At 58.3% G+C, this 11,671-nt stretch carries 9 protein-coding genes; 7 read left to right on the plus strand and 2 right to left on the minus strand.

Annotated elements, in window-relative coordinates; genetic code table 11:
- Positions 1–137: 137 nt before the first annotated feature.
- Positions 138–1,325, minus strand: coding sequence for a formaldehyde dehydrogenase, glutathione-independent (gene fdhA / locus ACT3T7_RS10735; protein WP_444631031.1), 1,188 nt, complete (start codon positions 1,323–1,325; stop codon positions 138–140).
- Between the two features lie 437 nt (positions 1,326–1,762).
- On the opposite strand from fdhA, the gene glyA reads away from it, so the two are divergent.
- The 7 genes from glyA to ACT3T7_RS10770 all read left to right on the plus strand — a co-directional run bounded on the left by glyA (position 1,763) and on the right by ACT3T7_RS10770 (position 10,938).
- Positions 1,763–3,091, plus strand: a complete 1,329-nt coding sequence (gene glyA / locus ACT3T7_RS10740; protein WP_444631032.1) for a serine hydroxymethyltransferase — start codon at positions 1,763–1,765, stop codon at positions 3,089–3,091.
- 46 nt (positions 3,092–3,137) lie between these two features.
- Complete coding sequence (locus ACT3T7_RS10745) at positions 3,138–4,388, plus strand: sarcosine oxidase subunit beta family protein (protein WP_192526867.1); 1,251 nt, start codon at positions 3,138–3,140, stop codon at positions 4,386–4,388.
- 12 nt (positions 4,389–4,400) lie between these two features.
- Positions 4,401–4,790, plus strand: a complete 390-nt coding sequence (locus ACT3T7_RS10750; protein WP_444627342.1) for a sarcosine oxidase subunit delta — start codon at positions 4,401–4,403, stop codon at positions 4,788–4,790.
- Positions 4,787–7,828 carry a sarcosine oxidase subunit alpha family protein gene (locus ACT3T7_RS10755; protein WP_444631033.1) on the plus strand — a complete coding sequence of 1,014 codons (3,042 nt, stop codon included), beginning with the start codon at positions 4,787–4,789 and terminating at the stop codon, positions 7,826–7,828. The genes ACT3T7_RS10750 and ACT3T7_RS10755 overlap by 4 nt, the downstream gene beginning before the upstream one ends.
- Positions 7,821–8,468 carry a sarcosine oxidase subunit gamma gene (locus ACT3T7_RS10760; RefSeq protein WP_444627340.1) on the plus strand — a complete coding sequence of 216 codons (648 nt, stop codon included), beginning with the start codon at positions 7,821–7,823 and terminating at the stop codon, positions 8,466–8,468. Before ACT3T7_RS10755 ends, ACT3T7_RS10760 begins: the two co-directional genes overlap by 8 nt.
- A gap of 66 nt (positions 8,469–8,534) precedes the next feature.
- On the plus strand, positions 8,535–9,401 hold the full coding sequence (purU, locus tag ACT3T7_RS10765) for a formyltetrahydrofolate deformylase (protein WP_444631034.1): 867 nt from the start codon (positions 8,535–8,537) through the stop codon (positions 9,399–9,401).
- A gap of 154 nt (positions 9,402–9,555) precedes the next feature.
- Positions 9,556–10,938, plus strand: coding sequence for an L-serine ammonia-lyase (locus ACT3T7_RS10770; protein WP_444631035.1), 1,383 nt, complete (start codon positions 9,556–9,558; stop codon positions 10,936–10,938).
- Positions 10,939–11,136: 198 nt separating this feature from the next.
- On the opposite strand, the gene aroQ is transcribed toward ACT3T7_RS10770, so the two are convergent.
- Positions 11,137–11,583, minus strand: coding sequence for a type II 3-dehydroquinate dehydratase (aroQ, locus tag ACT3T7_RS10775; RefSeq protein ID WP_444631036.1), 447 nt, complete (start codon positions 11,581–11,583; stop codon positions 11,137–11,139).
- Between the last annotated feature and the right edge of the window lie 88 nt (positions 11,584–11,671).

Below are 11,671 nucleotides of genomic sequence, written 5' to 3' on the forward strand. Positions count from 1 at the left end.
ACCCCAAAACGGATACTGAGCTCCTCGGTATCCGTTTTTTGTGCCCTACACTCGCCCTAAGCGGACACAAAAAAACGCCCATGGCACGTAGCCATGAGCGTTATTAGCGTTGGTTACCCGCTTCTTTTAGCGCTTAATCAGGCAGCGCCAAGCAATCCATGCGGATCAAGAACGAACTTGCTGGCCACGCCTGCATCGAACTGCTCGTAACCTGTTGGCGCATCTTCCAACGAGATAACCTGAGCGTTGACGATCTCGGCAATGTTCAAACGCCCGTGCAGAATGGCCTGCATCAGCTGGCGGTTGTACTGCACTACCGGCGTCTGGCCGGTATGGAACGAGAGCCCCTTGGCCCAGCCTTGGCCAAAGCGCAGGCTCAGGCTACCGGTTTGTGCTGCCTTCTCAGCCGCGCCCGGGTCTTCAGTTACGTATAGACCTGGAATGCCGATAGAGCCGCCTTCGCGAGTGACTTCCATCATCTGGTTAAGCACCACTGCCGGCTGTTCTTTACCGCCATGCCCGATCGCTTCAAAGCCCACCGCATCAATGGCACTGTCCACACTAGGCTCACCGACCACTGCGGCAATCATCTCGCCCAAACGGTCATGCTTGCTTAGATCAATCGGCACAAAGCCCATCTTGCGGGCGTGCTCCAGGCGATCCTTGTTGAAATCGCCAATCATCACTACCGCTGCGCCTAACAGGCGTGCCGAGGCGGCAGCGGCCAGCCCTACAGGGCCTGCGCCCGCTACGTACACGGTGGAACCCGCACCAACGCCCGCTTTCAAGGCGCCGTGGAAACCGGTCGGAAGAATATCGCTCAACATGGTTAGATCGCGAATCTGGCTCATGGCCTGATCACGGTCCGGGAACTTGAGCAGGTTGAAGTCAGCGTAGGGCACCATTACGTAGTGCGCCTGACCGCCCACCCAGCCACCCATATCAACATAGCCGTAGGCACCGCCCGCTCGGTCATCGTTAACATGCAGACAAAGACCGGTGTGGCCCTCTTTACAGGTGCGGCAGCGGCCGCAAGCGACGTTGAAGGGAACGGATACAATATCGCCAATGTTTAGAAACTCGACGCCCTTGCCTTTTTCGATCACCTCACCGGTGATCTCGTGCCCCAGCACCATACCGGTAGGCGCCGTGGTGCGTCCGCGCACCATGTGCTGGTCGGAGCCGCAAATATTCGTGGACACTACCTTCAGAATGACACCGTGATCAATGGGCTTGCCATGGGGCGTTTCCATTTTCGGGTAGGCGATATCCTGAACTTCGACTTTACCGTCGCCGATATAAACAACACCACGATTGTTGGACATGCGAAATCCTCTCTTCCGGGTGCTGGCGCAGTCTCAAGAGGTTTTCTCAGAGAGCGGCCTCAAGGACGCTATCAAGGGCCACTCCAACAACTGCGCTGGCATCATTATTTTAAATCGAGCTGGCGTATGTGAAGCGCTTTCGAGAAACGCTTCCTGATCAGCAGGCCAATTAAAGATTAGCCTGTTGCCGCAGCATGACGCACCCGGCCTACCCGCAATTACTTATAAACGACGTCGAGCAATAAATGAGCGACGCCTTATAAAGGCCCATAAAAAATTCACGTCAATGTCGCAAATACGCCGAGCGGTGACGTCGGTAAGCATCTTGGGGGGCAAGCCCAGCGATACTATCGCGGCACGATAGCGTGAATGGTGATGCCATTCCTGACGCTAACAAACTCCCAGACCGAATATAAGCGACTAGCCTGGAGACCCAGATGACTCACAATAATTTTTCTCCCGAAGCCCGCTTGGCCAACTACGACACGGCCCTTGCCTCGGCAATCGCTGAAGAGACAGCGCGTCAAGAAGCCCACATCGAACTGATCGCCTCTGAGAACTACACCAGCAAGCTGGTGATGGAAGCGCAAGGCACCCAGTTGACTAACAAGTACGCCGAAGGCTATCCCGGTAAGCGCTATTACGGCGGCTGTGAATTCGTCGACAAGGTGGAAGCGCTGGCTATCGAGCGGGCTTGCAGCCTGTTTGGTGCCAACTATGCCAACGTGCAGCCCCATTCCGGCGCTCAGGCCAATGCGGCGGTATTCATGGCGCTGGTAAGTCCTGGCGACACTATTCTGGGCATGAGCCTGGCCCACGGCGGCCACCTGACCCACGGTGCAGCCCCCAACTTCTCGGGCAAGCACTACAACGCTATCCAGTACGGCCTGGTCGAAGGCACCGGCGAAATCGACTACGACGAAGTAGAGCGGCTGGCGCGAGAGCATAAGCCGAAAATGATCATTGCGGGTTTCTCGGCCTATTCACGCGTGGTCGACTGGCGCCGTTTCCGTAACATCGCCGATGAAGTCGGCGCCTATCTGATGGTCGATATGGCCCACGTAGCGGGCCTGGTAGCTGCTGGTCTCTACCCGAGCCCGCTGCCCTATGCCCATGTCGTGACGACCACGACCCACAAGACACTGCGCGGCCCGCGCGGCGGCCTGATTCTCTCCGCCGATGGCGACGAGACACTTTACAAGAAGCTCAATGGCGCGGTATTCCCCGGCCAGCAGGGCGGTCCGCTGATGCATGTGATCGCGGCCAAAGCGGTGGCGTTCAAAGAGGCCATGAACCAGGACTTCGTTAACTACCAGCGTCAGGTAATCGCCAACGCCCGTGCGATGGCACGCGTCTTCGTTGAGCGTGGTTTTGATGTGGTTTCCGGCGGTACCGACGATCACCTGTTCCTGGTCTCGCTGATCAAACAGGGCATTACCGGTAAAGATGCCGACGCAGCCCTTGGGCGCGCGCATATCACGGTCAACAAGAACACCGTGCCCAACGACCCGCAAAGCCCCTTCGTTACCTCGGGCCTGCGCATTGGCACTCCGGCGGTAACCACCCGCGGAATGGTTGAGGCAGACTGTGAGCACCTGGCAGGCTGGATTTGCGACATTCTTGACGTACTGGCCGACCAGCAGGACACCACTGACGTAGAAAACCAGGTACGCGAAAACGTCGCCGACCTGTGTGCCCACTACCCGGTATATGGCCAAGCCCAAACCACCAGTGAGCACGTAGCCGATAGCGCCTCAATCGCCTGACGATAGCCGCCAGCCGGCTCCACGGAGCCGATCAAGGAGAAACTTTATGCAACGTTATTCCGGCTTCGGACTGGTCAAACATGCGCTTGGACATCACGAGAACTGGGAGCGCCAGTGGCGCAACCCTGAACCCAAGAAGCGCTACGACGTCATCATTGTCGGTGGTGGCGGTCACGGGCTAGCCACTGCTTACTACCTGGCGAAAGAGTTCGGCATCAAGAATGTCGCCGTGGTTGAAAAGGGCTGGCTGGGCGGCGGCAACACCGCACGTAATACCACCATCGTACGCTCTAACTATCTATGGGATGAATCAGGGCGGCTTTACAACCACTCGTTGGATCTGTGGAAGGGCCTCTCCCAGGATTTAAACTACAACGTGATGTTTTCCCAGCGCGGTGTGCTCAATCTGGGCCACACCCTGCAGGACATGCGTGATATTCAGCGCCGCGTTCACGCTAACCGTTTGAACGGTATCGACAGCGAGGTAGTCACTCCGCAACAGATCAAGGAGATCGAGCCTCAACTGGATATTTCCAGCCGCGCCCGCTACCCGATCATGGGCGCTTCCTGGCAGAAGAGTGCCGGCGTGGCGCGCCACGATGCGGTGGCCTGGGGCTATGCGCGTGGTGCCGATGCTCTCGGCGTGGATCTTCTGCAAAATACCGAGGTCACCGGCTTCAAGATTCGCGATGGCAAGGTGCTGGGCGTCCACACCAACCGCGGTGATATCGAAGCCAATACCGTGGGCTGCGTGGCGGCGGGCAACTCCGGCGTATTGGCTAACATGGCGGGCATCAAGCTGCCGTTGGAATCCCATCCGCTGCAAGCATTAGTGTCCGAGCCGCTCAAGCCGGTCCTCAATACCGTCACCATGTCCAACCACGTTCACGGCTACATCAGCCAGTCCGACAAGGGCGACCTGGTCATCGGAGCGGGCATCAACGGCTACGTGGGTTACGGCCAGCGCGGCAGCTACTCGACCATCGAGCACACCCTTCAGGCCATCGTCGAGATGTTCCCGATGTTCTCTCGGGTGCGTATGAACCGCCAGTGGGGCGGCATCGTCGATACCTGCCCAGATGCTTGCCCGATCCTGTCCAAAACGAAGGTTAAAGGTCTGTATTTCAACTGTGGCTGGGGCACCGGTGGCTTCAAGGCAACCCCCGGCTCCGGGCATGTTTTCGCCGCAAGCCTGGCCAAGGGTGAAATGCACCCCATCGCTGCGCCTTTTTCCATCGACCGTTTCAATACCGGTGCGCTGATTGATGAACACGGCGCCGCTGGCGTGGCGCACTGAGGAGAGCCCATCATGTTTTATATCTTCTGCCCCTACTGCAAGGAGCACCGCGAGGAAGAGGAGTTCCACCCTCGCGGCCAGGCCCACTTGATGCGCCCTTCCGACCCGGACAATACCAGCGACGAGGAGTGGGGTGACTACCTGTTCTTCCGCAACAACCCGCGCGGCATTCACCACGAAATGTGGGTGCACTCGGTGGGCTGTCGTAAGTTCTTCAATATCACCCGCAATACGGTGACCTACGAAATTCTCGAAACCTACCCCATGGGTGAGCAGCCAAGCATTACGGCGGCAACGCCCGATGCTCGTCACGAACAAGGTGTTCAGGTGGCCGATGGCGGCTGGCAGACCGTGGGCGCACGGCCTGAAAACAAAGCACTGAATGAGGAGGCCTCGTCATGACCCAGAAAAATCGTATTGATGCCGGTGGGCGTGTCGATCATTCCCAAGTGCTTGAATTCACCTTTAACGGTCAGCGTTACCAGGGTCTGAAAGGCGACACGCTCGCTTCGGCACTGCTCGCCAACGGCGTGAATATCGTCAACCGTAGCTTCAAGTATTCACGCGCTCGCGGCATTGTCGCCGCCGGTGCCGAAGAGCCCAATGCCGTCGTTCAGTTGGGCGCCAAGGATGACACCCAAGTGCCCAACGTACGCGCTACCCAGCAGGGCCTGTACAACGGCCTGGTGGCGCGCAGTACCAATGGTTGGCCCAACGTTCAGCGTGACGTAATGAGCTGGGTAGGCAAGCTGGGCGGTGGTTTTATGCCGCCAGGGTTCTACTACAAGACCTTTATGGCCCCTGCCTCAATGTGGATGACCTATGAGAAGTACATCCGCATGGGCGCGGGGCTGGGTCGTGCACCGACCGAGTCCGATCCGGACATTTATGATCACATGCATCACCACTGCGATGTGATGGTGATCGGCGCGGGCCCAGCGGGGCTTGCCGCGGCGCTTTCTGCCGCGCGTTCCGGTGCCCGTGTGATCCTGTGTGATGAACAGGAAGAGATGGGCGGCTCGCTGCTGGATAGCCGCGAAACCCTGGATGGCGTTTCAGCGACGCGCTGGGTTGAGCAAACAGTAAAAGAGCTTGGCGCGATGGATAACGTGACGCTGCTGCCACGCACCACCGCCAACGGCTATCACGACCACAACTTTGTCACGCTGCACGAGCGGCGTACCGAGCATATGGCCGATACCGCCCGTGAAGCGGGCTTCCCCGGTGAATCACGTGCGCGTCTTCACCGCGTGCGCGCCCGCCAAGTGGTGCTGGCCAGCGGCGCCCACGAACGCCCCTTGGTGTACGCCAACAACGACTTGCCGGGCACCATGCTCGCAGGCGCCGTATCCAACTATATTCGCCGCTACGCGGTGGTGCCCGGCAACAGCCTGGTACTTTCCACCAGCAACGACCACGCTTACCGCGCAGCCCTCGACTGGAAAGAAGCCGGACGTAAGGTCGTCGCCATTGTCGATGCCCGCGCCAACCCCGATGGCGACCTGGTTCGCCAGGCACGCGACAGCGGTATTCGCGTGATCACCGGCAGTGCCGTCATCGAAGCACGCGGTAATCAGCGTGTTACCGGCGCACGCGTCTCGGCCATTGATCTTGAGCGTTTCGTGGTGACCGGCAAAGCCGAAGAGCTTGAGTGCGATACCATCGCCACCTCCGGCGGCTATAGCCCGGTGATCCACCTCTCCTCACACACCGGCACACGCCCGGCATGGGACGAAGCGTTATTAGGTTTTGTGCCCGGCACGGTCAAGGGCATGCAGTCGGCTGGCGGCGTGGCGGGCTATTATGCCCTCGGCGAAACGCTTGCCGATGGCGCTCGCATTGGGTGTCAGGCAGCGCTGGAGTGCGGCTTTAACAGCGCCGAGGAAGCTGCCCTACCCGCCACGCGAGCGCGGCGTGATGCGCCTTCCTGCGCGCTTTATCAAGTGCCGCATGAAAAGAGCGCCCTACGCGCGCCCAAGCAGTTTGTTGACCTGCAAAACGATGTCACCGCGGCGGGTATTGAGCTTGCCACCCGCGAAGGCTTTGAATCCATTGAGCACGTCAAGCGCTACACCGCGCTGGGCTTTGGTACCGACCAAGGCAAGCTTGGCAACATCAACGGCATGGCGATTGCTGCACGCTGCCTGAAACGCTCGATTCCCGAAGTAGGCACCACCGTGTTCCGGCCCAACTATACGCCGGTGACCTTTGGCGCCATCGTTGGCCGTCACTGCGGCGAGCTGTTTGACCCTGAGCGCTACACCGCGCTGCACCAGTGGCACGTGGAAAACGGCGCCGAGTTCGAGGATGTCGGCCAGTGGAAACGCCCGTGGTACTTCCCCCGCACCGTGAATGGCAAGAAAGAAACCATGCACGATGCAGTCAACCGCGAGTGCCTGGCGGTGCGCGAAGGCGTGGGCATTCTGGATGCCTCGACGCTTGGCAAGATCGATATTCAAGGCCCGGATGCCCGCGAGTTCCTGGGTCGCGTCTATACCAACAAGTGGGCCCAGCTCGCCCCTGGCCGCGTGCGTTACGGCCTGATGTGTAAAGACGACGGCATGCTGATGGATGATGGTACCACCAGTTGCCTGGGTGATAACCACTTCCTGATGACCACCACCACCGGCGGCGCGGCAGGCGTGCTCGAGTGGCTAGAATTGTGGCACCAGACCGAGTGGCCGGAGCTTCAGGTCTACTTCAACTCGGTGACCGACCACTGGGCAACCATGACCGTGACCGGCCCGGACGCCCGCAAGCTTTTGTCCGAGCTGACCGACATGAATCTTGATAAAGAGAACTTCAAGTTCATGGATTGGCGCGATGCCACGGTCGCCGAGGTGCCCGCGCGCATCTTCCGCATTTCGTTCACCGGCGAGCTGGCGTTCGAGATCAACGTGCAAGCCAACTACGCCATGCACGTCTGGAAGAAGCTTTTCGAGCACGGTAAAAAGTACAACCTGACGCCTTACGGTACCGAAACCATGCACGTCCTGCGTGCGGAAAAAGGCCTGATCATTGTCGGCCAGGATACCGACGGTTCGGTGACGCCGGAAGATCTTGGAATGCGCTGGGCGATCGGCTACGACAAGCCCTTCCCGTGGATCGGCAAGCGCGCCCTGTCACGCCCCGACACCCGCCGTACGGACCGCAAGCAGTTTGTCGGCCTGAAACCCAAAGACCCAAGCGTGGTACTGGAGGAAGGCGCCCAGGTCGTCTTTGACGGCAAGCAGTCGATCCCTATGGACATGAAGGGGCACGTAACGTCGAGTTACTACAGCGCCTCGCTCAAACACGGCTTTGCCCTTGCCGTGGTAATGGGTGGTCACGAGCGGATGGGGCAGACCGTCTATATTCCCATGACCGATGGCACAGTGCATGAAGCTGAAATCGTAAGTCCTGTCTTCATCGATCCAAAAGGAGAGCGCCAGCATGTCTAACGCGAGTGTACCTAACGTTTGCGAGTTCAACACCGTGCCCGACGGCAATCCGCAGGTCGAATCTCCTCTGGCGTGGAGCTACCAGCAGCACCCGGCGCCCCGCACTAACGGTCAGGCAGGCGTTGTCCTGCGTGAAAAAGCACTGCTGGGCCACCTAGTGCTGCGCGGCGGGGCCATCGTGCTCGATGAAGCGGTTCGCGCCACGCTGGGCATGAGCCTACCGGCCAAACCCAATGCTCTGGAACACGACGATAGCGGCGAGCGCACTATCCAGTGGCTCTCGCCCGACGAATGGCTAGTGATTGTGCCGGGTGGCGAAGAGGGCGCGCTAGAAAGTGCGCTGCGCCAGGCCTTGGGCGATGCCCACGTGAGCATCGTCAATGCAAGCGGCGGCCAGACAGTGCTAACGCTAAGCGGCGACAACGCCCGCGAGGTGCTGATGAAGTCGATCTCCTATGACGTACATCCCAGCACATTTACCGTGGGCAAGGGGGTAACCACCATGTTTGCCAAGGCCACCGTGGTTTTGCGCCGCCCTTCCGAGACACACTGGGAATTGGTGGTGCGCCGCAGCTTTGCCGACTACTGCTACCGTTGGCTGCTCGACGCCTCGGCGGAATATGGTATCGACACACAATAATAAGCCGGCAGGCCGGCACCACCGGCCTGCCCTGACTGCTGATCAAGCTGATGAAAGAGAAGCGCCATGAGCCGAATGACGGATACCTGGATACTTGCCGCCCAATGCCCCAGCATTCTGGGCACGGTCGATGTGGTGACCCGCTTTTTAAAAGAGCAGCACTGCTATATCACCGAACTGAGCTCATTTGATGATCGATTGGGTGAACGCTTTTTTATTCGAGCGGAGTTTCGTCCCGAGCGAGAAGCGTTTGATGAGCAGGCGTTTCAGGAGAATTTTCTGCCGCGCGCCACCGATTTCGGCATGACGTTTGAACTGACCCCTCCCGCCAAGCGCACGGGTGCGGTCATTCTGGTATCCAAGGCAGATCACTGCTTAAACGACCTGCTCTATCGCTACCGTACCGGGCAGCTGCCACTGGATATCAAGGCGATTATCTCCAATCACCCGGATCTTGAGCCCTTAGCGAGCTGGCATGATCTGCCTTACTATCATCTGCCTATCACGCCCGATACCAAGACCGAGCAGGAGTCCCAGGTACTCGAGATTATTGAGAGTACCGGGGCGGAGCTAGTAATTCTGGCGCGCTACATGCAGGTATTGTCACCAAGCATGTGCGAGCTTTTGAGCGGGCGAGCCATCAACATTCACCACTCACTACTACCGGGCTTCAAAGGTGCCAAGCCCTACCACCAGGCCTACGAAAAAGGCGTTAAGCTGGTAGGCGCTACGGCGCACTACATCAATAACGACCTCGACGAGGGGCCGATTATTGCTCAAGGGGTGGAGCCAGTTGATCATGCACACTACCCTGAGGACCTGGTCGCCAAAGGGCGCGATATAGAGTGTCTGACGCTCGCCCGCGCTATTGGCTATCACCTTGAGCGGCGAGTCTTTCTGCACAATGGGCGCACGGTGGTATTTGGCAACTAGCCGCGCTTGCCTGACGCTATTCCTTTCATCCACAGAACAATCATCAAGTCTGCTCATTAATCGACGCCAGGACCAGGTTACGCGGCATTAATTCGCGATTCCCCTGTCCAACGTTGGGTGAGTCGACTTTTTATTTCCCATTCAGAGGTCTTCCATGCCTATTAGTGTCTTCGACCTTTTCAAAATTGGCGTCGGCCCCTCCAGCTCACACACGGTCGGCCCCATGATGGCGGCCTTCAAGTTTTCGGCCGTTCTGCGCGATAGCCAGTTGCTCGACCAGGTGAGCCGCCTGGAAGTGCATCTGTATGGCTCGCTTTCCGCCACGGGTATCGGCCATGGAACCGACCATGCCATTATCATGGGCTTGTTGGGCGAACGCCCGGACACCATCGACCCTTCGATTATCAACACCACGATTGCGGCGTTGAAAGAGACGCGTTGCCTATCGCTGGGCCGCCAGAAAGATGTCACGTTTGAATGGGACCAGGACATTATCTTTCATGAAGAGAGCCTGCCCCATCACCCGAACGCCATGAAACTTTGCGCCTTTGCCGAAGATGGCAGCCTGCTGACCGCCAACACGTACTACTCGGTAGGCGGCGGTTTTGTGGTTGACCAAAACCAGGTAGATGCCAAGCTTGAAGACATGGACACCGCAGAGATCCCCTTCGACTTCAACTCCGCCGAAGAACTACTCGCCATCTGTAAGCGCGAAGGCATGAGCATCAGCCGCCTGATGATGGAGAACGAGAAAACCTGGCGCGGCGAGCAGGAAGTGAGAGACGAGCTGTGGCGCATCTGGCAGGCCATGTGCGAGTGCATCGATAACGGCCTGACCCACGAAGGCATTCTACCCGGTGGGCTTAACGTCAAACGCCGGGCAAGACAGCTGCATCAGCGCTTGCAGGCGGCCGAGCAGAACGACTGCCTGATCGCCACAACCTTTTCCGCCATGGAGTGGGTCAACATCTTTGCCCTGGCGGTGAACGAAGAGAACGCTGCCGGCGGGCGCATGGTCACCGCCCCAACCAACGGGGCGGCGGGTATTATTCCCGCCGTGCTGCACTACTACATGAAGTTCCAGGCAGGTGCCAATGACCGCAATGTGGTGGACTTCCTGCTTGCCGCCGGTGCCATCGGTATTCTGTGCAAGAAAAATGCGTCCATCTCCGGCGCCGAAGTGGGCTGCCAGGGCGAGGTGGGCTCAGCGTGCGCCATGGCCGCCGCAGGCTTGGCCGAGGTCATGGGCGCTACGCCTGAGCAGGTCGAAAACGCGGCTGAAATAGGTCTTGAGCACAACCTCGGTTTGACCTGCGACCCAGTAGGCGGGCTGGTTCAGGTGCCCTGCATCGAGCGCAACGCGATTGCCACCGTCAAGGCGATTAACGCCGCTCAAATGGCCCTGCGCGGTGACGGCACCCACTTTATCTCGTTAGACAAGGTTATCCGCACTATGCGTGATACGGGCAAAGACATGCTGGACAAGTACAAGGAAACGTCCAAGGGTGGTTTGGCGGTTAATGCGATTGAGTGTTAGGGAAAAGCTGGCCAACAAGCGAGGACGTGAGTCTGCAGATCATTTTGGTAGGATCAATAACGTTCCCTGTCATACCCAGCGGTATGACAGGCTCGCTATCTGTTTTTACACTGATCACGACCTTCCAAAGCATGCACACATTCCCGGTTAAAACGCCCACCCAAGACTGGCTGCGATAGCACCAGCCAACAAACTCGCTTAACAAACGCCATTCACGACAGCATCCATTGCCGCCAAGTATCCCTGTATGCCTAGCCCCGCAATCACACCGTCCGCGCGCAGCGAAATATAGGAGTGATGCCGGAAACTCTCGCGCTTATGCACGTTGGAAATATGCACTTCAATGACTCGCCCATCGAAAGCATTGAGTGCATCCAGAATAGCGACAGAGGTATGCGTGTAGGCGGCTGGATTGATAATGATCGCCAGGGTCCCGTCCAGTCTTGCCGCATGAATGGCATCAATCAGCACGCCTTCATGATTGCTCTGCAGGCAGTCAATTTTCCACCCCGCAGTCGTCGCCTTTTCAATTAACAGACTGTTGACGTCATCAAGCGTTGCAGCACCGTAGATTTCCGGTTGCCGAGCACCCAGCAAATTAAGATTAGGGCCATGGAGCACCAGGACACGTGGCGTAGTCGGCATTGGTTTTCCTTGTCTGTTATTGAGGGCTATCGGCCCGTTATACGGCGGCGTTAAAACATCTCTTCATGCTACATTAGTACGCTTTATA

The sequence above is a fragment of the Halomonas sp. 111 genome, from assembly GCF_052379685.1.
Classification (GTDB): domain Bacteria; phylum Pseudomonadota; class Gammaproteobacteria; order Pseudomonadales; family Halomonadaceae; genus Vreelandella; species Vreelandella citrativorans.

Bases quoted from the DNA above. Each gene is read 5' to 3' on its own strand.
- fdhA (WP_444631031.1), bottom strand. From the start codon at position 1,325: ATGTCCAACAATCGTGGTGTTGTTTATATCGGCGACGGTAAAGTCGAA.
- glyA (WP_444631032.1), top strand. From the start codon at position 1,763: ATGACTCACAATAATTTTTCTCCCGAAGCCCGCTTGGCCAACTACGAC.
- ACT3T7_RS10745 (WP_192526867.1), top strand. From the start codon at position 3,138: ATGCAACGTTATTCCGGCTTCGGACTGGTCAAACATGCGCTTGGACAT.
- ACT3T7_RS10750 (WP_444627342.1), top strand. From the start codon at position 4,401: ATGTTTTATATCTTCTGCCCCTACTGCAAGGAGCACCGCGAGGAAGAG.
- ACT3T7_RS10755 (WP_444631033.1), top strand. From the start codon at position 4,787: ATGACCCAGAAAAATCGTATTGATGCCGGTGGGCGTGTCGATCATTCC.
- ACT3T7_RS10760 (WP_444627340.1), top strand. From the start codon at position 7,821: ATGTCTAACGCGAGTGTACCTAACGTTTGCGAGTTCAACACCGTGCCC.
- purU (WP_444631034.1), top strand. From the start codon at position 8,535: ATGAGCCGAATGACGGATACCTGGATACTTGCCGCCCAATGCCCCAGC.
- ACT3T7_RS10770 (WP_444631035.1), top strand. From the start codon at position 9,556: ATGCCTATTAGTGTCTTCGACCTTTTCAAAATTGGCGTCGGCCCCTCC.
- aroQ (WP_444631036.1), bottom strand. From the start codon at position 11,583: ATGCCGACTACGCCACGTGTCCTGGTGCTCCATGGCCCTAATCTTAAT.